This window comes from Nitrospira defluvii (genome assembly GCF_905220995.1).
Lineage (GTDB): Bacteria > Nitrospirota > Nitrospiria > Nitrospirales > Nitrospiraceae > Nitrospira_A > Nitrospira_A defluvii_C.
The window spans coordinates 21,295-43,742 of sequence record NZ_CAJNBJ010000003.1 but is presented as its reverse complement, the minus strand read 5'-3'; the positions used below and the strand labels follow the sequence as shown (position 1 = coordinate 43,742).

Genomic DNA, 22,448 nt, shown 5'->3' with positions numbered 1-22,448 from the left:
ACCACGATCGAGCAGTAGGCCACCATCCCCCCTAAGCTGGATGGACGCATTTCTTTCGATTGTCATAGGCTCTGCATTCGCAACCATCATCACAGTCGCACGTCATCGAATAGGGCGAACCAATCGGAGGTCTACCATGTGGTCATTACGACTTGTACTCGCAACTCTCGCCGTGAGTTTCCCACTCCAGCCCGGCGCACAGGCGTTCGAGTCTCTGACGGTCGACATGTGGGAATGCCCTGGTCCCGAAGGCACGATCCTCTACACGAACAAAGAGCGGCCCGATTGCCAACCAAAAGTTTTGCAGGCACTCTCCGTGGTACCTTCGCCGCCGGACCTGCCCATTCCCTTCTCAGGCGGAAGTTCACCCTCCCGGCCGTCTCCCCGAACGCAAGACTTCTCCTATGACACGCCTATTGGAGCATTACGAAACTTTTCCCAGATCCCCGATTCGGGACGTGACTGGCACGCGGCCAATGCTGGGAGCGGGTCGGTACAAACAGAAGTCTGCAGCATGTACGCAGAATGGATTCATCTCAATCAGAACACGCGAGGGGGACACCTATTCGGAACAGATCCGTCATACGGCGGAAACCCTACCGCCCAAAACTGGTATGCTCCCAGCTACTCGTTTTACGACAATGCACGCTATCTCGCGTTGTCGCAGATCTTCGGGGCAGGTTTCATTCCCATCGGCTGCCGCTAGCCCCACCCTGCGTGATTCGCCCAGAGCAAGAAGGCCTTCGGGATCCAGCGAAACCCGCCGGACCACCCGAAGGCCTTGTGACTGCAGCAGGGGGAATTAAGATTCTTCCGCAACCTCGGCAACCATCATGTCGCTCTGAGCGTCACCCTCCTGGGTAGGGGAGTCGTCTGGCGCTGCCCCAACGTGACCATTCCTCTCTAGGCTCGCGACTGACTCAGCCACCACCCCGGCGATGCCCTCCTCGGAAACACCTTCAGTCCGGGATTGGCCCACTTCGCCCAAAGACTCGGATTCCTCGATAGGCAGCATAGCTTGCTCGGACTCACCCAACTCCTTAAACTCGCGGAGCGGCGGCAGTTGCGAAAGATCCTTGAGACCAAAATGCTCAAGGAACGCCTTCGTAGTGCCATACATGATGGGACGCCCGGGTTCCTCTTTGCGGCCCACGATACGCACGAGTTTACGCTCCAACAACGTCCGGATCACTCCCGAGGTTTCAACGCCGCGAATCTGTTCTACCTCCGCACGGACAATCGGCTGCTTGTAGGCGATAATCGCCAGGGACTCCAGGGCGGAGCGGGACAGCTTTGACGGAGCCTTTACCTTCTCCAACCGCTTGAGCCAGGGAGCAAACTCAGCTTTGGTGACGATGCGGTAACCTCCTGCCACCTCAGCCAATTGAAGGCCGCGCCCCTCCTGCTCATAGTCCTGGCCAAGACTCGTCAGCGCCTGCTCGACCTCTTGCTTCGTCACCGCTCCCAGCAACGCCAAAAATCGCGTCACTGGAATAGGTTCCGCTGTCACGAACAACAACGCCTCCAAAATTCCCTTCAATGCCCGGACGTCGGAAAGGGCGGGATCAGGTGCCGGGGCCGACATCTCGGCCTGTACGGGTGCGGAGGGCTCCATTTCCACTTCCTGCTCGACGGTGAATCCGGCTGGTTCTGCAACCGCATCCGGCGCTTCGGCAGATTGCACGATGTCGTCTTCCGTGCTGAGACTTACAGGTTCTTCCATTCAGACTCCTCCACCAGGTCGCCTTCTGCCACCGCCGTAAAGGCCCGAGAAACCAGGATTGTCCCAAAGGTTTCCGTTTGGAACACACGCACAACTTTGATGCGAATCAATTCCAGCAACGCCAGGAAGGTGACGATCACGACCAACCGATGACTCGATTCCTCGAAGAGCGCCGTGAACGGCATGGAGTCCTGCACTTCCAACGCTTCAATAATAGCGCTCATGCGGGTACGGACGGTCAGGTTATCCGGGATGATTTCGACCAATCGCTTTCCCGGATGGCGAGACAGCACCCCTTGCAGCGCATCGACGAGATCAAAAAGTGAAAGGTCGTCGAGGAGGCTTTCGTCTTTCGTGAGTTCCACCGTGGGGCCTGGCTCGCGGCCGAATGTATCCCGCCAGAGACGCTCCTTGTAATCCAATTGTGATGCGGCCTCTTTGAACTGCTTATATTCGAGCAACCGCCGCACGAGTTCTTCGCGAGGATCCGGCCCATCCTCTTCATCCACCGCGACCTCGTCGACCGGCAACAGCATCCGGGACTTGATGTGTAACAGCGTAGCCGCCATCACCAAGAACTCCCCCGCGACAGCGAGGTTCAACTCCTTCATCACCGACAGATAGTCCAAATATTGCTGAGCGATCAGCGCGATCGGAATATCGTAGATGTTGATTTCGTTCTTCTTGATCAGATGCAACAGGAGATCGAGCGGACCTTCGAAATTCTCGATCTTGACTTGGTAGGGCAGTTCAGGTTGGTCCATCAGGTACCAGACGCTCCCTTGGACAAATTTTCAATCTTATACCAATTTATAGGGGAATGGGGCAAGGCCAAAACTATATGTTGGGGGTTCGCGGGGCCATCACTTGGACTTGAGGATGTAGACGAGGAGTCCCAGAGCGGCGACCAGCAGGACGATGGTCACCTGTTGGGAGAATGGACCGGCCTCCTGACGACCCGGGACGGCCGAGGTCACGCGGGCGGTTCTGGTGAGCACCGGCGCACGCGTGAAAGTCGCTTGGGCCAGATCATCGGGCTCTTTAAAAGTGGCGTCGGAAAAGTCGCTCTGTGCGTGAAACCGTGCGGAAGCAAACGTTACTGCACGGTCGAAGCGTGCGAAAAGAAAGAACGCTTCCCGGTCGAACTGTGTCGATGAGAAATCACATTTAGCCCGGCACTGAACCCCAGAAAACCCGGTTCCCATGTGAAACGCGGCGCGCGAAAAATTGGCATCTTGTTCAAAGACCACTTCCAGAAATTCGGTGAGGCCGGGAAAATCAGCGCCGCGAAAAATAGCCGGTCCGGTAAACATCGAGCGATGGTAGCGGGCATGGGGGCCGAACCGGGTTTCTGAAAACATGGCACCCTGGGTAAACCGATCCTGGACAAAATAGCTCTCCTGTTCGAACTTTGCGCTCGATCCATCAACCAGCCCCAGAAATACCGTTCTCGACAAGTCCACAGGGCCGGAAAACCCAGTCTGAATCAATACCACAGGCCCGGTGATCACGAGGAATCCCTGCTTCAACCTGTTGACGAGGCGCCCCCTAACCTGTGAATGCTTAATAACAAAGGGCCCATGAATGACATGCACCTCCTCACCGTTCAGCCCTTCAAGTAGACGACGATCCTCTAACGACAACCCTTTCACTGCCGCGACCTTCTGCGCCGGCAATTCATCGAGCACCAAGTCCCCCTGGATCACCACGCCAGCGAGATCCACGCCCCTCCCAGTCGCGAGCGCCCGCATGAGATCCTTCGCAGAAACTGCGCGCGCTTCCCGTTCCGCCTCCGTACACGTCTCGCTTAGATGCAAGGTGAACACGGCTGCGGCATTCGTCCCACCCGTCTCAACCTTGCACTCAGCCTGTACCAGGGCAGGAAACAGCCCGATTCCCAACAGCAGGTTCAGCGCCCAAACAGCAGGTCGGCAGGACTGATTGCGACCTTTCCGCGATGCCATGAAGACGCTCTGCCGAAACCAGCAGGTAGAAAATTGCGCCGGCACTTTACACCATCCCACGCTTTGCTAGACTCGCTCTCATATGTCAGCCACCAGATCCCACCCCCTCACGCGATCGCAATCACGCCCCCTCTGGTCATTCTTCCTCTGCTGCTCTTGGATATTCGCGTGCATTCCCTGGGCCTCCGCCGAGTCTGTAGTCGAGGTGCCGATGCTCGCGGCAATCCAATCCAACAACCTTGGCGCATTCGAGGTTCTGCTTCTACGATGGGACCACCGACCGAGTCCTTCGCCCATGATGCTGCAGCTGCAGGGCGGGAACATCCAGCCCGGCCCCACCAACCTGAGCTCGATGGCCCTGGCGTTTCAATATGCGATCGAGCATACACAGAACGTGGACCACGCTGGCACTGTCAGCGCCTTGGGCATCGCCTATGCTGCCACCGGAACCGACGGCCCAAGTGCCGGCGGGGTGATGACTGTCGGATTTGCCGCTCTGCTCAAAGGGGATCACCTCAGACGAGGCATTGCCATGACCGGTACGATCTCTAAAGACGGCACGATTGGCCATGTGGGAGGGATCCCCGATAAAATTCGCGCTGCGGCGCGCGAGGGCTATCGCACCATTCTCATCCCGCAGGGCCAACGAGACGATCCACGATGGAATCTGACCCGGCTTGCATGGGAACTCAACGTCGATGTCAAAGAAGTCAGTACGGTCGAAGAGGCCTACCATCTCATGACCGGAGGCACCCTCGAGTAACCTCAGCATACAGGCGTCAATCGCTGATCACTGTCCAGGGCCTAACCGTTCGACGATTGTCCGATACTCCGCATCCGTGAGTCGGTGCATCCCAAGCGCGAGCCGCCTGGAAAGCTCCGACTGCTCTTCAATGCCAAGCACTTGCTGCAGCAATGCCTGACAATCCGGCGCATGCGCCTGCCACCGTCGCACCGGTCTCACTCGCACAAATCCATATCGGGCCTCTGTCCGCACTTCGTCCTTGAGTAACTCGTCCAGGGCTTGAAACGGCTGGACCGGCGACACGATCAAGAACTCCGCACGGATGCCCTCCTTGAGGACATACACCAACCCGTGAGAATCCGGCGTCAGGAACTTTTGAAGATTGTCACGAATTAAGGCCGTGCAGAGCCCCCAGATCCCAGCCCCCAGTTGAAGCTCGGCACTGTCCAGCGAGCTCCGTTCACGCAACGCTCCGGCAATAAACAGGAAGTGGCTCATGCAAGGTATCAGAGGCCAGAAGGACTGAGGGAGGCAACCCCACGAGGCATGCCAAGATCATCAAATCCAGCAGTCCGACGATGCAGCACGCTGCGATCAGTCATCACAAGGGATTTGTTCCGCTAAGCCGTGACGGGTTAAAAGAGGCCGGCCACAATGAGGGGGTGACCGAGCCTATCCCATCAAGCCACGGCAGCAACACAGGCTAATTGTTTCGATATTCGTCTGCGTCGTCGAGCAGATCTTCCGATTTTTCGAGATAGTCCACGTCGTCGTCTTCACCATCGAGTCCGAGTTCTTCCTCCATCTCTTCCTCGATGTCCTCCGACACCTCATCAAGATCTTCCGCCATGTCTTCTTCGTCGTCGAGATCTAACTGCTGAGGTTCCACCTCTACCTTGGCCGGCCTGGCTGCCTCCGGGACCGCAGGCTTCACGGGTTTCGTGTCGGGAACCGCTACCGGGGATTCGACCGGTGCTTTTGCCTTAGATGCCGCGGGCTTGGACTTGGGTTTCGATTTGATCGTCGGCTTTGCGGCCTTGATGGCCGGCTTTGGTTTGGACGGCCGGACAGGCTTCGCGGCAACCTTCTGTTTCACGACCTTCTTTGCTGGCTTCTTTCCTGCCTTCCCGGCAACAGCCTTCTTAGGTTGAGCTGCTTTCTTGGCCTTGGCAGGCTTCGGAGCTTTCACAGCTTTCTTGGGCTTAGCCGCTTTTGTTGCCGAGGATTTTTTTGCCACAGCTTTTTTCGGGCGACCAGCCTTTGCAGCCGCGCTCTTCTTCTTCACGATCTTCTTTGCCATTCCACGTCCTCCTCTCAGGTCTTCAGCGTGGCACGTCGGTGGTAAAGCGGCCTCCATCTAGCATGAACACGCGGGTTCTTGCAACCGTGTACACCCCATAGCCCCACGACTCACCCGTCCTTCCCCCTTCTTCATTTCGTGCCCGCCCTACGACGCTGAATCCTTCCGCATCGAGGCTGTCTCTATGTATAATGAGCGATAGATCTATTCACTGGAGTCAACCACTCGATGAACTCACACCTTGCTTTCCTGAGCCTGGTCACGGGCATGGTGCTGGCCTGGCCTTCTTTCGCCACCCCTCCGGCCACCCAAGTCATGATGGACAGCGGCTCGCCCTACTATGTGCCGGCGGCGGCAACCGTCATCACGGGAGGTGCCATTCGTTGGGATAATCCGACCCCCACCCATCACACCGTGACCCACGACGGTTGTTTTGAAGACAGCGGCCGGTGCGCTTTTGATTCCGGTGCCGTCGAGCCAGGGGGAACCTACACAATTCCCAGCCTGCCTCCGGGTCGTTATCCCTATCAATGCCGTATCCATCCCATCATGCGCGGTATGATCATCGTGACCGACTCCCCCATGCTCCCCTCGCAGACCTAGGCCGCGCGACCGAGGTCCTTGCAGGTCGGCGCAAGCCTCGTGTAGGCTGCGGCTTCTCGTTCATAGTGGATCGCCTTTCCGATGAAAGCTGCAGCCGCCATCCAACAACCGCTCATACTGAGCGGCGACGTCCTCAACCTGATTGCCTGGCGCATTCCTGACCTGGTGGCCTACCAGCACGCCTTTGACGAATGGTGGCTGGCGCCGCTTGACGACGATTTCCCGCTCGTCCGGCTCAACCGGGTGGGGATTGAGATGCTCACGTCCATGAACGGGCACATCACGGTCGGTGCGCTGCTCGAAAAATACGGCCACAAGATCTGCGGGCCCGACGGCCAACCAGGCTCCTGGCACCTGGAACGGTGGTCGATCCCCAATTATTCTCTCTGCTATTTCGGCACCGAACCACCGGGGGGGCATCGCCACAAGGCCAAATGGGACCTACTGCTGCAACAGATCCGGGAAGGCTGGTCCGGTCAAGAAGAGTTCGAGGGCGAAGAACATCTCGAGGCGTTCCATGTCGACGAACTCAAGGAAAGCGACCTTGAGGACGGCCACTTTGACCTGATCGAGACCACCGTATCTCACCTATTCCGGGAACCCTGCGAAGCGCTGGGCGGCACCACCTACGGACGCCTGCTCATGCGCCAATTGCGCCGCCTGGGCTGGTTCAAACCGAAGCCGAAGGTGATCGTGGAAATCGGAGGCGGACTCGGCTATGTAGCCCGCGAATTAGGGCAGGAACTGTTGCCGTTCGAAAAACAGGGTGTCCACTACATCTCACTGGACGTCACCCGCCCCTTCCTACAGTTGCAGACAAAACGAGCCAAGGCCGGCGGCTGGACCGTCACGGGCACACATGCGAATGCGGAATGCCTCCCCTTGAAAGATAACTCGGTCGACCTCCTCATCGACAATGAGAACATGGCGGATATGACCCCCGTCAAGCTCAGCCGTCAGGAACTCACGGAAGGACGGGGCACGACCGCGCAACATCAGGAAGCATTGGATTGGATCAGACGGCTGCGGCTACCGATCGAACAAGACCCACCGGAAGAAGTGATCTTCAACCTGGGACCGGTGCGATTCGTTGCCGAAGTCTGGCGAGTCCTCAAACCGGGAGGCCGAGCATTTCTGACGGAATTCGGCATCGAAGAGGGCTGGCCCGCAGCCGTCAAGCTCCCGCATCATACCGAATACGAAGTACAATACAGCCATCTGCGGCAAGCAGTGCGCTGGCTCGGATTTCAGGAGCGGTATCTGTCGCTGCCGCAATTTCTGCAGATCAAACCGGACACGAAGGTCCTCTGTACCGGAGCCGCCTATACCATTCAGCGATTTTGTCAGGGGCTCGGGCAACACTTCGCCGTGAGGGCGTACACTGAAAGTGAACTTACCAAAACGTTAGGCGACATCCTTCCGAAACTCCAGGGCTGCCATTACCATGACATCGCTGATCCGGCATGGTTCGGCCTCATCGATTTCAAAGTGCTGCTGCTCGAGAAACCGGGCGGAATCCCGCAGGCCAATTTCACTGAACAACAAGGCGGCTTCCGCTGGTACTCACAGCGCTGATTCCCGCGAGACGAGAGCATCTGTGTCCACGCTACAACTCGCATTCGACGGGTCGTGTCACAGGCGACGACCTCAATGATGGGAATCGGCCTGATCCTGACTCAATCGACTTGCCAAATCAATCAACACCCCTTCACGCAGCCCAAGATCGCTGACCAGGAGACTCGGCATACCTACCGTCTCCATCACCGTTCGTAAGATGATGGCGCCGGCGGCGATGACGTCCTCACGGTTGCGTTCCAACCCCGGTAGTCCCGCACGTTCGGCCTTGGTGCGTGCCAGCAGCATCGATTCCAAATCCTGCACCACCGTCCGCGCGAGGCGGTAATTGTGAATTCGAGCCGGTTCGTAGGCCGGTAACTGCTGCGCCATGGCAGCCAGTGCGGTGATCGTGCCGGCTGTCCCCACAAACGTGAGTCCAACCGGCAATGCCAGATCTGCCACAGCGGCAGCTGTCTCGTTCCGCACCCACTCGCGTGCCTGACGAACCTCATCGCTGGCAGGCGGGTCGTGGTGTAACACGCGCTCACAGAGGCGCACGACACCGATGTCGATTGAACGCACCAGTGGAGAGAGGGCCGGTCGATCCAGGATGAATTCCGTGCTTCCCCCGCCGATATCGAGGGCCAGCACGTCGTTGACATCGGCGGGCAGACCGGATCGGATGCCCAGCATGGTTCGGCGTGCCTCCTCTTCACCGGAGATGATTTCAACTTGAAGCCCTGTTCGCTCTCGGACCACATTCACGAACTCATCGCGGTTCCCGGCATCACGCACCGCGCTTGTTGCCACCGCGGTGGAGGCCACCAACTCGTACCCGTCCATCACCGCACGCCACTCTTTCAACGTCTCCACCACACGCTCCACAGCGTCGGTTCGCAGCATGCGGTCCCGATCAACCCCTTGGCCCAACCGCAGGATGCGCCGATCAGCATGCCGCGCCCGCAAGGTTCCAGACGACGTGATTTCAGCGATGAGTAAACGGCAGGTTAAGGTTCCGATGTCGATGCCGGCAAACAGTCGCGAGGAAGACATTTGATGGACGGTCATCGAACAGCCCTTACTCTTCGTCCACCGTGATGTCGTTCATTTCCAATAGCAGCTTCGTACGTTCGTCCTGCAACGTCTGCACCTGCTTCATCAGGCGTGTGATCTCACCGTCGGACACAATGCGATCAGCCACTTCGCCACGATCGTGCAACTCGATGGTCCGTTCCCCGATGTCGGCATGAAGATCATTCAACTGCTGCTCGACCTTTCGCAGCTCAAGACGATACCGAAGCAATTCCCCCTCTTCCAGCGCCCGAGTCGCCGCTTTCGCGGTACCATGTCGTAACGTGACCCATCCGGCGCGAAGATCGTGACTCAACCGTTGCAGAAGTCCCATCCTTCCTCTCCTCACCCGATCGGCAACCTAATCAGCGGCCTAACTTACCGCTCCCAACGCCAACTTGCCCTTCCACCGTCGCAACATAGCACCCTTGAATATCTGATGCTGCGGTAACGTCAGACGAGGATCCTGCGCCAGCAACGCAGAGGCCTCTTGCCTGGCCAGCTCCAACAGCTCTGCATCCCGCACCAGATTGGCCGCACGAAACTCCGGCATTCCCCACTGGCGCAACCCCAGAAACTCGCCTGGGCCCCTGATCCGAAGATCCTCTTCGGCAATGACAAACCCATCGTGTGAGCGGACGAGCGCAGCTAGTCTCTGCTGCGCATGGGAACGGTCGGTTTCCGGACTCCCCTCAGGGCTGAGCCGTGAACCGGCTTCCCGCGGAGGGTACGAAGCCATGAGGATACACATGGACTGATGTGCTCCCCGCCCGACCCGCCCCCGCAATTGATGGAGTTGCGCCAGCCCGAACCGTTCCGCATGTTCGATGACCATGACGGTTGCATTGGGCACGTCCACGCCGACTTCAATCACCGTCGTCGCCACCAGGATCTGAATAGTGCCGGCCTTGAAGGCCGCCATCGTCTGTTCCTTTTCGGCCGTCGCCATTCTGCCGTGCAGTAGCCCCACTTGCACTGTTGGAAAGACATCCTGCCGCAGCTCCTCCGCTCCTTGAATAGCTGCTTTGAGATCGATTTTCTCCGATTCTTCGACCAACGGATACACGATGTAGGCCTGACGTCCAGCCTTTAACTCGTCTCCCACCAACTGCCAGGTCTTGTGGCGTTGCCCCTCCGTATACAGCATCGTCCGCACCGGCTTACGACCAGGCGGCAGCATGTCGATCACCGACACATCCAAGTCTCCATAAACCGTCATTGCCAATGTACGCGGAATCGGGGTGGCCGTCATGACCAGGACATCCGGTTGATACCCCTTGTCGAGCAAGGTTTTTCGCTGCAGCACGCCGAACTTATGTTGTTCATCGACGACCACGAGACCCAAGCGCGCAAATTGCACCCGCTTCTGAATCAAGGCATGCGTGCCGATCGCCACCTGGGCTTTGCCGGATCTTACCTGCTGCAGCACGGCATGACGCGCTTTCGTTTTTCCGCTACCAGTCAACAATACCGCGTTGAGGCCCACCGACTCCAAGAGCGGCTTGAGTGTCAGATAATGTTGCTCAGCCAGAATTTCTGTGGGAACCATCAGCGCAGCCTGACAGCCTGACCCGCACGCCATCACTAACGCGTGCAGCGCGACAACGGTCTTTCCGGAACCGACATCCCCCTGCACCAACCGATTCATCGGCCTGGATGTGACCATGTCGGCTTGGATTTCCCGCCACACCCGCTCCTGAGCGGCAGTCAGTGTGAAGGGCAACCGCCGAGCAAGCTCCTTCAGTGGCTCGGCCTGAGGATTGAAACGGAATGCCTTGCGTTCCTCCTTCAATTCCCGCTGCCGAAGCGCCATGGCCGCCTGCAAGAGGAACAGCTCTTCAAATGCCAACCGGCGATGGGCAGCGGTTACCCCGTGATCGAGAGATGCAAGGTCAGTATCCGATGCCGGGAAATGCACCTGTTGTATTGCCTCACCGATCGGCGGCAACCGGTGCCGCGCCCGTACAGACAGCGGCAGGACTTCCTCCAGGTTACCCCCGTGCTCAGCCAGCAGGCTGTGCAGGAGAACTCGCATCTGACGGGAAGTCCAACCTTTTGTCTCATGATAAATGGGCACGATCCGCCCGACATGCAGCAACTCATCGTCAGCCCCGCTCAACACTTCAAATTGCGTGGCTTCCAAGCGCAGATCCATCCATCCACGCCTGCCGGCGACCACCCGTCCGGCCATCATAACCCGCCCCCCCTCTCTCAGGACCTCTTCCAGGTAGGGTTGATTAAAAAACACGGCATGGACTGTACCGGTTGCGTCCTGCACGGACACGTCAAGGATCGACAGTCGACGCGACCGCGCGCGGGTCGATTCCGCTCGAATGATCACTCCGCACACGCAGTGAATGCCTCCGGGAACCAGCTTGGCAACCGGCGTGACCACCGATCGATCGTCATACCGCCAGGGCAAGGTCCACAATGCCTCCTCGACCGTGCTAATTCCCAATCGTTGCAGCAGTATCGTTCGTTTCGGACCAACCCCCTTCACAAATTGAATCGACAGCTCCCACAAGGGCCTTGGTGGATCGTCACTCAGCGGGATCGGCGGCGGCTGGTGCGTTGTGGGAATCACTGGCGAGGGCTGGATCATACTCTCCCCATCTTGCAGTCGGCGAAGAAGCGCGAACGCTTGGGTCAGACGATCCCGCTGTTCGGCTGGTGTGAGTCGCGTGTAAAAATCGACAAACAGGTTGCGGAGCGAGAGTAGCTCAACCTCGACTGCTCGAGGATAAACATGCTCGCCTAGCGCCCCGATCACCTGCTCGGAGACGAAACGGTCGAGATTCTTGACAGTTTGAAGATGAGCATGGGCATCACGGCAGGCGAACTCAATGGGTCGAATCACACGATGCAGAAATGCTCGGAGGGGATCGCAAACATGAGGAAAATCAGGACGTGGCATCCTGGTGCGGGATGGTATCACAGCCCTTCCGGCCGCTCAACGATCGCCCCCTCATGGCGGCGGCCACTCACCGGAACGCGACGGCTTTTCCAACTTTCCTTGGCCCTCCCCAGACCGGGTGCTAGAGTGGGTTCTTGTAGGACTCATGGAAGGACACCTATGTATCGACGTAATATCAAGCATATTCTCGGGCCAATGGCCGTGCTGATTGCCATCTTTATTTTCTATCAGACGTGGCTCAAACCTCGGTATTTTCACGACACTCCGGCACCGCCGGCACAAATCGTTGCAGAAGAGGGCGCCACCGCGCCCACAGCCCCGGTGGCACCTCCCCCATCCGCTCCCCTTGGAGAGCTCAAGCGATCCCGAACCATCGATCCCGTCAGCATACCAGTGCCCCGACACTCCGAACTGCTTGGCGCAATTCACGAGGAGCTTGAGAAACACAATATCAGCGCAGCGGAGGTCAAACTTGCCGAACTGCCTGCCTCAATTCTGACGGAATCTGCCACGAAGCGCCACATCGCGATATTGTGGAACAACCTAGGAATTCTTCAAGAAAAGACCGGTGGAACCGAAGTGTCCGTAAAAGCCTTCAAAAAGGCCGTCGCCCTTGATCCACAAAACCCAGTGGCCCATCTCAACCTCGCCCACGCCTATTGGGGCCTCCGGGACCCCGCTCTTACTGAAGAATTTTTGCAGAAAGTTGTGACCTTGACTCCTGACGAACCGTTTCCACACGTTGCGCTCGCGGATCTCCTACAGGAAAAAGATCGTCTTACAGAGGCGGGAAAACATCTGGCGCAAGCCAAGGATCGACTCAAGAAAGATCCTGGTCTGCAGTCGTACGTCAAAGCCGTCACTGCCAAGGTGCACCGCACAGAAAAGGTGGAGGGAAAGTTTTCCAGTCACAGTAGCGTCCACTTCACCGTCAAATATGATGGGGCCGAGGATCCGGAAACGTGGACGGTGGTTCTCGACATCCTCGAGGAGGCGTATCGAGAAATCGGTCAACGATTACATTTCTTCCCATCAAGGCCGATCATGGTCGTGCTTCTCGCAAAGAGTCAATTCCAAGGTGCCACCGGAAGTCCAATTTGGGCGGATGGACTGTTCGATCCGGTGCTCGGACGCATCCAGATTCCCACTCAGGGTGCTGCGACAGATCGCACCTGGTTGACGAGAGTCCTCCGGCACGAATTTGTTCATGCATTGATTCATGAGGAATTGGGCGCGACCGCCGGATCAATTCCCACGTGGCTGAATGAAGGATTAGCCATGCAACTTGCCGGTGATTCCTGGCATGAGATTACGAGTGTGCCGCAGGGAGAACAGAGCCTGATTCCGCTGGCTACGCTTGAGGGGAGTTGGGAAGATTTACCGACGGACAAGGTGAACGTGGCCTATCATGTAGCCAATGGCGCCACCCATTACTTGATTGAACGATTCGGCATGCACAAGGTTCACGAAATTCTGGTCCACCTCAAAGCCAGGCAAACGATTGCAGCGGCCATGCAGGACCGACTCCTCCTGTCCTACGAGCGCTTCCAGCAACAATGGGCAGAAAGCCTTGGCGCTACCGTATCTCCAGCAAAATCGTAAGACTTATTGAAGAGCGGCCTTCAGTGGATTGGCCGCCGAACCCTCAAGAGTATGCCAGAACGGAATCGACTGCGGATACCGATTCGTTCCCGGCACTCTCATTGACTCTTCAACCTGATCGAGCTGTTCAAACGAATCCTCCCAGAGCAGTCCCCCTGAGCCACGATCGTAGGTTCGCACAGCCAATTCAAACACGTGAGACATCTCATTGTTCGTCTGGACCTGATAGGGTTCGTGAATTGACACCCCCTGCACCTGACTTCGCCTTCTGCTGCCCGGAACAAACTGGTCCTGCCAGACCAGGCTTCCCGTAATGGGATTCACCGCTCGCAGGGAAAAGAAGGTGTCCAACGCTTTGGGCCTATTGCTCATCATTATGAAGGCCTGGGCACTGTTCTGGGTGACATGGGCCTTAACCTTCGCCACTCCGTCATCGTCACTCCTCAGCAAATTTAGTTGGCCTTCCCAGAGAAACTTGCCGGTTTCTGCATCATACGCACTCAACAGGAACTTCGACTTGCCGGTTGAATCAATCCCGATTCCCCCGGCAAAGATACGCCCCCTCCACTCATCACCTCCCATAGCGCCATCTTCTTTGACGCTGAGGTCGAAAGCGTCATCGGACAGGATGGCCCCGGTCAGCGCATCGTACGTCCGAACCATGATCATCGAAGACCCGGCGGCCTGAAACCCAAAGCCCGCCGCCAACACTTCTGAGTGGGTGCGCGACTGTTGATCAGGCGGTTGTATACCAAGCGCAAAAGCCCAGATGTAGCTGCCGGACATTTCATAGGATGCCCCTATCGAAGGAGCAGCGGCGAAGCAATTAGCAAACAACAGGACGAGCAGAAACAGGAGCCGTTGGACAGAATTTCGATATCGAGTTCGTCTCAGTGCTGCGGAAGGTCTACGTCCCAGGACACGAGCTAGCATACTTATTCGGCGTGTTTGTTGGTTCACCTGTGCCTCCCCTGGTGAGAGGCGAATTCTCCCCTGGAGACGCAATCCTGGTAAATCACCCAGCGGGTCTGATAGGCCCCTCGAAGGGTGGGAACGAGATCAGACGAGGGGAGTAGACACCGATTGTCGTTGAGAGTTCCAGACTGATGAAAGACACTGTGGCACTGGCGTAAGAAGGTAGCTTGCGGTCGTCAAAGACAGGGACTATAGTGCCACTATGAAGGAAATTCGCCCCGTTATCGTTTTGCTTGCCGGGCTGACCGCACTCGAATCTCTTCTCTTCCTGCTTCAGACATCAGCCGAATTATCAACCATCCGGGAAGGTGTGTTGGTAGGATTTCTATTCGGGGTCCCGACATTGCTGATAGGCGGCCTACTTGCAATCCGCAAACATTGGATTGTGATGGCGGCCGTTATGTACAGCACGATCGCTTTGGCACTGGATTTGGCGACAATCGTTCAGGAAGTGAGTCAGTCTGCTCCTCGTGGAATCGTCTTGACGCTCACGATAGGGAGCGGCTTATTGAATTTCCTAATCATGATTTTGGGTGGACGATGCGCACTCACCTTCCAACCGGGTGAAGCGCCTCCACCAGATCCCCATCCTCATCTTCGGTTCCCTTCCTCATCTTAAGCAGCCAGACCTTTCACAAATCGTGCATCCTGGAGCCACTCACCGGTCTCACCCTGAGAACACGTATTACCCTCTCTGCCCATAACAACCTGCGCACAGCGAAAAGATTCGCCTGCTCTGGATACAACCGTTCAAAATCCTCAAGGAATGCGTCTTGTATGATGGAGCGGCCACAGAGAATGAGTGCCGCGTATACCCGTCGAAGCACCGCTGCGATTTCTCGCTTTGTGGGTGTTCGCGAGCTGCTTTGCCACAGCCAGGGCCGCCGCACGATCGCACATAGTTGCCCTGAGTGCGATACTGAGCAAGGAATGCCCTCGCGCAGGTCCCAGCGCCACTCCCGAGATCCGGCAAAGTCTTGGCCTTTTGCAAATCGAGCAGTATGCCCCCCCTTACTGCGATACCAAGGGTGCGATGGTGCATGGCTCAGATGCACTGATGTCGGGGGCGGGAGTATCAAGCTCGTTGCGGTCCAAGGGACGTCCGGTACGCACGGTCGCGGTCAGATGCAACCCATCTTCCCAGTGACTGGTGAGGAGCTCGATATAGACACCCCAATAGAGAGGACATCGACCATTCAAGACCGTTACGTGAAATACAGTCGCGCGATAGCCTTGCCCTCGCTTTTATCAGGGCCCGACCAGCGCGAGATTCCGACCAGGATCTTCAAGCCGCGTTGGCTCACCTTGAGGACAACATCCACACTGACAATGGACCACGTCCGTCGCCCTAGGACGGTGAAAAGATTGCACTCAAACGACATGCGGCAACTGGGACACGCCGAGTGTGGAGCGAAAGGCTTCTCTGCGTGCAATGAGGTGAACGCTTAGAGGAGGGCTGACTGCCTGGAATCGCACTCATGCTATGATTTGAAAAGAGTTTGACACCATCGTACGGCGGCAATGACGTCGTCAAATCGCTGGAGATCGATGGGCTTGTGAAACGTAATCGCAACGTATTCGTCGTTCATATCCGTTTGTTCTGTAAATCCCGCCTTCAAAAGGGCTGGACGTTTCTTGGATGCAGCCGGACCTAAAAAATACTTGGCCTGTTTCGCTACCTCATCACTTCCAAGATCCTCCGTCGTCCCATCGCACATCAGACTCTTGACATCATCCATGGCGATTCCGTGCTGACAGAGAAATTGGCCGTCAGACCTTACCTCCAACAACCACCCATCATCACCCAAATCCAGCGCAAGGGCAGCACCAGACTCCAGTTCATAAAATTGAGGGACGGCATCACGCAGCCGAGACCGGATTTGCGCCCACACTTGGCCAGATTCAACAGTCATGCCTGTGACCGCCGTGAGTGAGGAGTCGGATTTTCCGTTTGCAGGCGAGCACGAAGACATTCTAGGCGGTTGGCGTTTTCCGCCAATTTAGGAAGTTGGTATTTACGGTCCATCCGTACGACTTGCTCCAACAATTCAGCGGCAATGTGTAACTGCCCTAGATCCTCATAACATTGCGCCAGCACATACCGCGCACCGCCGGCTCGCAATTCATCACGATTTCGCTCTGCAATCGATTGGCTGGTTTGGCAACAGGCGATGGCATCTTCATATCGCTTCTGAATGGCGAAGGTTCGCCCCATCATCCGCCAGGCATCCGCCACACCCCCCTGATTGTTCAGACGGCGCATCAGCACCAATGACTGTTCATAATAGCGCAATGCGTCTTCACACTGTCCGGTTTCCCGTGCGACCAGGCCAAGATCAGAAAACAACACCGCCTTGCCCAGTTCATCATGGACTCGCGTCATAATATCGAGAGCCTCAAGATAATACGCGCGCGCGCGATCCCACTCACCTGCGTCTGCACGCAGATTCCCTAAATTGGCCAGAGTCGTCCCGATGCCCTTCTCATCCCCCAGAACTTTTTGTAACTCCAGCACTTCTTGATAGTAACTCTGGGCTGACTCGCGCCGCCCACTCACCGCGCAGATATTGCCGAGATTGCCCAGCGTAGCACTCAGCGCTCGGCGGTCGCCTGTGAAACGGTCACACTCCAAGGCTTTAGCATAGCAGGCGTAGGCATCCGTGTAATGCCCGCGTGCAAAATGCTCGTTGCCTTGACGATTCAGCTCTTCTGAGAGTCCGTTGCGGAGAGGCATTGCTCATTACCCTTGCAGCACGTTCTCCACCACCTGCTTGGCCCCAAATGTGATGCTCGCTCCATCGCCCACTAGAATGGAGTCGAAATTATATTTCAACAGGCGCTGAAGTCCCTCTTTAGCTGCCTTCAAATCCCGGTATTTGTCGGAGGGCAGTAAACTCACTGCACCTGAAGGTTTGCCAATGAGCGCATCACCAACAATCAACACGCCTTTTCCCTGCTGAATATAGAGGGCTGACTCGCCAGGAGATTTTTGGTCTTTGAGCTGAATGACCCAAATGCCCCCAGGCAATAATTCACCATCCTTGAACGTCTTTGACGGTTTCACATCCATCTGAGCCCGATCTGCCTCAGGAACCTGCAACTGACAGCGGAATTCACTCTGGTAGGTAGCTGCCTCACGAACGTGATCGCGATTCGTGACGATAATATAGTCCACGCCCCCTTGCCGTCGAATGAGAGTGCTCGCCTCGGACGTCATAGGGGGAGGATCAATCAGAATCCGATGCTCCCCCACGGAAAGAAACAATCCGTTAAAATCAAGCTGTTTCTCTGCCGAAAACCACGACCATTGCCAAATCCCTGGCAGAAGCTGTTTCACTGGTGATTCCTTCCTCTAACCAATCTACAACACGCCCATCGCATCTTGCAGAGTCTTCGTCACTTTCGCACGTATGCCGGCTTCATCCGGGAGGTCGACAATATCGTCCTCTGATACGGTGATGAATTTGCGATTTGACCCCTTGGTCAGAGAAATCAGGAACATGCTGTTCGTTGGCTTCGTCGGAATCACCACCTCAACAGCGGGATCCAGATTCTTTACGAGTTCAAGAAACTTTTGTTTACCTTCATCCCATTCGTCCATCAACCTTGATCTCCCTACTACATTCCCCCTGCACCGCTCGCAGGCGGAGAAGCGAGCAATTTTTCGACCTCTTGAGTAATGACATCGGCATCGGCTAGATCCATATTGCCGACCCGTTGCCACCGAATCACTCCCTGCTGGTCAATCACGTACACGTTGGGAATGAACTTGCCACCGCCATAAAGCTTATCGGTCGTCTTGTTGGGATCTAGCAGGTAGGGGTATGTCACCTTCACTGGGAAAGCGCTCAAGAATTCTCCTACGTCTCGCTTTGAGTTTCCCGACGAATTGATACCAACAACCGCGACATTTTTCCCAGCCGTTGCCTCATGCACCTTCTGCAAATTCGTGCCTTGTATCATGCAGGGGTCACAAATATGAAAAAGCCCCAAGACCACCACCTTACCTCGTAACTGCTCGAGCGAGACAGCATCCCCGGTGATTGACGTCAACGCGAATACAGGGGCAGGTTCTCCGACCTTGAAAAATCCAGCAGCGAACACGGCGTGGGAAGCCCACAACGGAACTAATGCGATCGCGAGGACAATCAGAGCACGTCTCATCAAGGCCTCCTTCCTCACCATGGTGCAGAGAGTAGAAATATCCACTGCAACCGATTCCTTTTAGCTCTTAGGTAGCGCCAAGCATGCTGGCATCCTAGCATGCGTTTTTTTTCTGGAGCAACCACTTAGCAAGGAAGAACCGCGTGTCGGTTGACACGGAATCTTCCTGGAGTGAGGAGTCTCGGTCCATCAACCGGAACTCTGAAGCCACCGGACAATCGCTTCTCGCATACGAGCGGAGAGGACCCATCGGGAGACTACCCGCTGAACGGGCCTAAGCCAATGCGACATGATACGTAATCTGGATTGGTAGCGGAACCACGGCAAGAAACGCGTCATCACTTCGGTCTCAGTCCGACACAGCTCTACACCGAGCTTCCATCGTTCCAAAGAGGAATCTTTGATCGACATGTATAGAGCCTCTGCGCAGTTTTCATCGATGCCTTGAGCTGGATTCTTCAGCAAATGTTTGGGCATTCTTCCCAGCAGGGAAACTATATCCCTATCCAGCTCGATTTCCTGAAGCACCAGAGCCGGTAACGAGGTATCGAAAAGCGTTTTCGACAAACCTAAACCCAGCAATACGACTCGGCGACAGCTCCATTCCTCTGCCTGAAACAAGATCCGGCTCCAATCCAATACTGGGCGGCGCCGCACAAGTTCCGCAACATCGCATATCCACTTCAACTGTTCCCATGCATGTTTCGTCCCGTGAACACATAGCAGAATCAGCAGGTCTTCAGGCGCCAAACCCATCACGGCTTTTGTCGGCAGCCCCACCGGCTTCAATCTTCCATAGAGTTCTCCTCGGTCAAGCCTGAACCCGAAATGTTGACGGGCCATATTCCACTGCAAATCAACAGCGATAATACCGTTTTTCTTTTGAAAAAAGTGATAGGGCTCCTCCGACTCCTCTTTCTTGCCTGTGTCTCGGCTGGTCAATTGATAGCCTTGAGACCATAGAACTTTTCTCGCCTGCGGGATCGCCTCTTGCTCTACGATCAAATCAATGTCTGCACACTCACGCAGACTAATGTCGCCATATGCAGTCTGCGCGAGTGTCACTCCCTTAAATGGGATCGCTCTTACACCTTTAGCCGCTAACGCATCAAGGAGCATCACCAATTCTTTGGCGAGCAATGTATTCAACAGCACATTAGCCTGATTGTGCCGCCGAAACGCTTGATGAGTGGCCGCAGGCACCTCCTTGGGACAGATCGTGAGCAAGTTTCGATACACTAACGGCGCCACCCCATGCGCTCTCGAAAGCTGCCAGACCCTGTCCCAGTGAACTCCATCAGAGATCAAATCTTCGACTTCGACACGGGCAAATTCACTCACTGCCGTTCTCGCACAAAGGATGAGCAACCGCCCCTCCGCATGCATCCGAGACAAAGCCGTCGACCGCTCGTTCCCCTTGCGAGAACCAACTCTCGTGCGAAATGATCCCCATCCGAACGCTGCAGACTTCGACTGTTGTCCCATCTCAGCTTGCCTTCTTCATTGAATGGTTGTCCAAAAGGGGAGTCACAAGCCAGGGTAAATCCACGACATCACGGCCAAAATGAAGCCGATAGCAGTCAGTGTCCTGAATGAGCCGCACCAGCGCTTTGAACTCTTGCCGCGCAACCTCTGGTTCATATACGAGCAATGAATGCGGGAGAATCATCTCCATGGCTAATTTCTTCGATAGCGGCTCAAGGCAACTGTGCGGCGAATTCACCACGGAGGGAAACAGTATGATGGCAGGGGTGCAGGACTGTCCCAGGGGGGACGGGTACAGGTCTTCCGGGTAAAAGTAGCGTTTTGGAGTTCCTGCACGAAGCACAGAAGGCGGTGCATTACGCAATTCAGGGAAATATGAAACGGTTTGATCGGTAACGTTGATCTTCAGAGGATAGGGAAGTAGTTCTACGCCGCTGTCCGTTACCCGGAAGAATGGGTGGTCATCGGAGAGGTAGCGATATCCGGATCGCAGCAACGAGAGGAATGACGTAGTTTTTCCTCGTCCACTAAATCCTGGAATCAACACTCCCTTCCCCTGATACTCGAGGGCCGTAGCATGGAACGTAAAGATGCCGCGCCGCTTCAGCAATTCCGTCATGGCGAAATGCACGAAGCTATTCCGGATATCCGGAGCCATATCCTCAGGTCTCACGAGATAACCCTGTGCAGACTGTGACCGGCTATCAATCACCACAAGCCCTTCTTCATGAAAGTCAGCAAACAGTACGCCTTGGTCTAAATAAATATCGCAACGCCAAGTTGTGTGACTACCACAACCGAGGACGAGACCTGATCCACTGTGCAGCAGTAGAGCTTTGCCGGAGATCCGCAGAGGAATGTCACTTCTCTGCTGAACGGCAGTGAACTGCATCGGTATGGACTCGGTCGCCGGCGTCTGGCATTTAAAATGTCGAAGCAGTGATTCGACAGAATGGGCCAACGCGTGTGAATTCGTCGTGAATGTCATCTCAGTACCATGGACTGAGAGCTGAATTTCCTTCGTCGCCGAGGTCACGAACATTGACATCGCTCCTTGTCAGACTTTCATGCCGCCGTAATGCTGCTCCGACTCCAGCAGGAACTGGCCGCAATGGCCGGCCAGTTCCCGACATGGACAGCACTCCGTGCCGTTACGAAACCCGCTGATCGAGCACACGCGACAGCTGAATCGCCGTCACGTCGCGCAGCAACTCGTGTTTCACGAGTTGAGGCTTTACATACTCAGCTTTTTTCTGTTGCTCCATCCAACTCACCTCCTTTCAGTCTGAATTAACCCCTCCTGGCGAAGCTGAACGACTAGATCCAGCCCATCTGATTGAGCCCGGTTCGGCGTCACATCAAAGTGCTCGGCAATGCAGGATAGAATGTGCGCCAATGAACGGGTACCGGTGCAGTGTTCCCAGACAAACGCACCGACAGCATTCAGTGTGTAATATCGGCCTGTACTCAAGTTGAGCAGCACACACTCCCCATCAAGAACCGTCCCATGCACATCTTCGTGACGCACAGGAAATAGCTGGGCCAGATCAACCTGAGGTTCAACGCAGCTAGGCGCGTCAACATCCATCATGCACCTCCAGAGTGTCAGGGTTCGGGAATATCACTAGTCTTGTACCTGCTGCCGCCCCTTCCCGACCGGCTGAAGAAGGCTACCGGGTCTCAGGACTGCTCTCGTTGAGTGCGGCTTCACCAGTGCAAAGATACCCGTGCCTTAATGGCTTCTCTATCACCGTTGAGGGTGGATAACTCTCGCTTTGGGGGGGGGGGGAAGCCCTAGGCATAGTTAGGCCCACTATGAGCAGCAAGCCCAAGGCCAACCATACCTAACGCTGGGCGTGGCAATCGGAAGGTTTTGGATCGTGGCTAGGGCCACATAGGCAATAGCCTAGTCGGTCGGAACAGATGGCGAGCGAGGAAACGTAAGCGTTACGGTGAACGCTTTCCAGCTGGAGGAGGGTTCGAGAAAGTCCCGACCATTCAGCATTAACCACGCATGTCCTTCGAGTCGCTGATCACACTTCATGACGCCGCAATTGAATTGAACGGCAAGCCCTGCGCGACAGGCAAAGAAGAAGAGGGTGAGTGCACGCGGGAAACAGTTCCCTTTGGGGTGATACGGTAAGATCGCAAGCCACCGATCCAGGTAGTAAACTACACTCTCGATGGAGGCCTCTCCCTTGTGGTCAGGCGACGGCTTGCAGGCCAACCAGTGGAGTAGCCGCTTCAGACTTATCAGATGCAAGGCAACTCGAACTCCACACATGACAAGCCCGGTGCTGAAAATGAGCCAGTATTTCCTCGGCAACGACATGCCTCAGTCTAAC

The 22,448-nt window shown here is 56.1% G+C and carries 24 protein-coding genes; 6 read left to right on the top strand and 18 right to left on the bottom strand.

Annotation, left to right across the window (positions count from 1 at the left end; genetic code table 11):
* Positions 1-136 precede the first annotated feature (136 nt).
* A complete protein-coding gene (locus KJA79_RS09865; protein WP_213041880.1) occupies positions 137-706 on the top strand; it encodes a hypothetical protein in 570 nt (189 codons plus the stop codon).
* Between the two features lie 96 nt (positions 707-802).
* On the opposite strand, the gene scpB is transcribed toward KJA79_RS09865, so the two are convergent.
* From scpB to KJA79_RS09850, 3 genes are all read right to left on the bottom strand, one after another.
* Positions 803-1,723, bottom strand: a complete 921-nt coding sequence (gene scpB, locus KJA79_RS09860) for an SMC-Scp complex subunit ScpB (RefSeq protein WP_213041879.1) — start codon at positions 1,721-1,723, stop codon at positions 803-805.
* Entirely contained in the window at positions 1,708-2,487 is a 780-nt protein-coding gene (locus KJA79_RS09855; RefSeq protein WP_213041878.1) for a segregation and condensation protein A, read from the bottom strand. The genes scpB and KJA79_RS09855 overlap by 16 nt, the downstream gene beginning before the upstream one ends.
* Positions 2,488-2,586: 99 nt before the next feature.
* On the bottom strand, positions 2,587-3,687 hold the full coding sequence (locus tag KJA79_RS09850) for a pentapeptide repeat-containing protein (RefSeq protein WP_213041877.1): 1,101 nt from the start codon (positions 3,685-3,687) through the stop codon (positions 2,587-2,589).
* Positions 3,688-3,982: 295 nt separating this feature from the next.
* Here KJA79_RS09850 and KJA79_RS09845 point away from each other — a divergent pair, with 295 nt between their 5' ends.
* Positions 3,983-4,450 (top strand): S16 family serine protease, encoded by a 468-nt coding sequence (locus KJA79_RS09845; RefSeq protein ID WP_213041876.1) that lies wholly within the window; start codon positions 3,983-3,985, stop codon positions 4,448-4,450.
* A gap of 27 nt (positions 4,451-4,477) precedes the next feature.
* Here the strand turns inward: KJA79_RS09845 and KJA79_RS09840 are convergent, their stop codons facing one another.
* Together KJA79_RS09840 and KJA79_RS09835 are read right to left on the bottom strand one after the other, a co-directional pair.
* Complete coding sequence (locus KJA79_RS09840; protein ID WP_213041875.1) at positions 4,478-4,930, bottom strand: hypothetical protein; 453 nt, start codon at positions 4,928-4,930, stop codon at positions 4,478-4,480.
* A gap of 205 nt (positions 4,931-5,135) precedes the next feature.
* A complete protein-coding gene (locus KJA79_RS09835; RefSeq protein ID WP_213041874.1) occupies positions 5,136-5,732 on the bottom strand; it encodes a hypothetical protein in 597 nt (198 codons plus the stop codon).
* A 228-nt stretch (positions 5,733-5,960) separates the two neighbouring features.
* Between KJA79_RS09835 and KJA79_RS09830 the strand changes: the two genes are divergently transcribed.
* Both KJA79_RS09830 and KJA79_RS09825 read left to right on the top strand, forming a co-directional pair.
* Positions 5,961-6,335, top strand: coding sequence for a cupredoxin domain-containing protein (locus tag KJA79_RS09830; protein ID WP_213041873.1), 375 nt, complete (start codon positions 5,961-5,963; stop codon positions 6,333-6,335).
* Between the two features lie 81 nt (positions 6,336-6,416).
* Positions 6,417-7,910, top strand: coding sequence for a class I SAM-dependent methyltransferase (locus KJA79_RS09825; RefSeq protein ID WP_213041872.1), 1,494 nt, complete (start codon positions 6,417-6,419; stop codon positions 7,908-7,910).
* A gap of 72 nt (positions 7,911-7,982) precedes the next feature.
* Here the strand turns inward: KJA79_RS09825 and KJA79_RS09820 are convergent, their stop codons facing one another.
* From KJA79_RS09820 to recG, 3 genes are read right to left on the bottom strand one after another with little or no spacing between them, the layout of a single operon-like run.
* Positions 7,983-8,960, bottom strand: a complete 978-nt coding sequence (locus KJA79_RS09820) for a Ppx/GppA phosphatase family protein (protein ID WP_213041871.1) — start codon at positions 8,958-8,960, stop codon at positions 7,983-7,985.
* Positions 8,961-8,970: 10 nt separating this feature from the next.
* On the bottom strand, positions 8,971-9,297 hold the full coding sequence (locus tag KJA79_RS09815; protein ID WP_213041870.1) for a hypothetical protein: 327 nt from the start codon (positions 9,295-9,297) through the stop codon (positions 8,971-8,973).
* Positions 9,298-9,336: 39 nt separating this feature from the next.
* Complete coding sequence (gene recG, locus KJA79_RS09810; RefSeq protein ID WP_213041869.1) at positions 9,337-11,820, bottom strand: ATP-dependent DNA helicase RecG; 2,484 nt, start codon at positions 11,818-11,820, stop codon at positions 9,337-9,339.
* A 216-nt stretch (positions 11,821-12,036) separates the two neighbouring features.
* Here recG and KJA79_RS09805 point away from each other — a divergent pair, with 216 nt between their 5' ends.
* Entirely contained in the window at positions 12,037-13,479 is a 1,443-nt protein-coding gene (locus KJA79_RS09805) for a peptidase MA family metallohydrolase (RefSeq protein WP_213041868.1), read from the top strand.
* Between the two features lie 3 nt (positions 13,480-13,482).
* On the opposite strand, the gene KJA79_RS09800 is transcribed toward KJA79_RS09805, so the two are convergent.
* Entirely contained in the window at positions 13,483-14,265 is a 783-nt protein-coding gene (locus KJA79_RS09800; protein WP_213041867.1) for a PQQ-binding-like beta-propeller repeat protein, read from the bottom strand.
* Between the two features lie 391 nt (positions 14,266-14,656).
* On the opposite strand from KJA79_RS09800, the gene KJA79_RS09795 reads away from it, so the two are divergent.
* A complete protein-coding gene (locus KJA79_RS09795) occupies positions 14,657-15,073 on the top strand; it encodes a hypothetical protein (RefSeq protein WP_213041866.1) in 417 nt (138 codons plus the stop codon).
* Positions 15,074-15,935: 862 nt separating this feature from the next.
* Here the strand turns inward: KJA79_RS09795 and KJA79_RS09790 are convergent.
* The 9 genes from KJA79_RS09790 to KJA79_RS23315 form a co-directional block, all read right to left on the bottom strand.
* Positions 15,936-16,367 (bottom strand): hypothetical protein, encoded by a 432-nt coding sequence (locus KJA79_RS09790; RefSeq protein ID WP_213041865.1) that lies wholly within the window; start codon positions 16,365-16,367, stop codon positions 15,936-15,938.
* Positions 16,364-17,188, bottom strand: coding sequence for a tetratricopeptide repeat protein (locus tag KJA79_RS09785; protein WP_213041864.1), 825 nt, complete (start codon positions 17,186-17,188; stop codon positions 16,364-16,366). The genes KJA79_RS09790 and KJA79_RS09785 overlap by 4 nt, the downstream gene beginning before the upstream one ends.
* A 6-nt stretch (positions 17,189-17,194) precedes the next feature.
* The gene (locus KJA79_RS09780) at positions 17,195-17,791 is read right to left on the bottom strand and encodes an MBL fold metallo-hydrolase (protein ID WP_213041863.1); all 597 of its coding nucleotides are present in this window, start codon (positions 17,789-17,791) and stop codon (positions 17,195-17,197) included.
* A 24-nt stretch (positions 17,792-17,815) separates the two neighbouring features.
* A complete protein-coding gene (locus KJA79_RS09775) occupies positions 17,816-18,055 on the bottom strand; it encodes a hypothetical protein (protein WP_213041862.1) in 240 nt (79 codons plus the stop codon).
* 17 nt (positions 18,056-18,072) lie between these two features.
* Positions 18,073-18,618, bottom strand: coding sequence for a peroxiredoxin family protein (locus KJA79_RS09770; protein ID WP_213041861.1), 546 nt, complete (start codon positions 18,616-18,618; stop codon positions 18,073-18,075).
* Positions 18,619-18,807: 189 nt separating this feature from the next.
* Positions 18,808-19,959 carry a nucleotidyltransferase domain-containing protein gene (locus KJA79_RS09765; RefSeq protein ID WP_213041860.1) on the bottom strand — a complete coding sequence of 384 codons (1,152 nt, stop codon included), beginning with the start codon at positions 19,957-19,959 and terminating at the stop codon, positions 18,808-18,810.
* Positions 19,960-20,104: 145 nt separating this feature from the next.
* Positions 20,105-21,145, bottom strand: coding sequence for a phosphoenolpyruvate carboxykinase (ATP) (locus KJA79_RS09760; protein WP_213041859.1), 1,041 nt, complete (start codon positions 21,143-21,145; stop codon positions 20,105-20,107).
* 228 nt (positions 21,146-21,373) lie between these two features.
* Positions 21,374-21,694 (bottom strand): PqqD family protein, encoded by a 321-nt coding sequence (locus tag KJA79_RS09755; RefSeq protein ID WP_213041858.1) that lies wholly within the window; start codon positions 21,692-21,694, stop codon positions 21,374-21,376.
* A gap of 315 nt (positions 21,695-22,009) precedes the next feature.
* On the bottom strand, positions 22,010-22,435 hold the full coding sequence (locus KJA79_RS23315; protein ID WP_213041857.1) for a lasso peptide biosynthesis B2 protein: 426 nt from the start codon (positions 22,433-22,435) through the stop codon (positions 22,010-22,012).
* Positions 22,436-22,448: the final 13 nt, after the last annotated feature.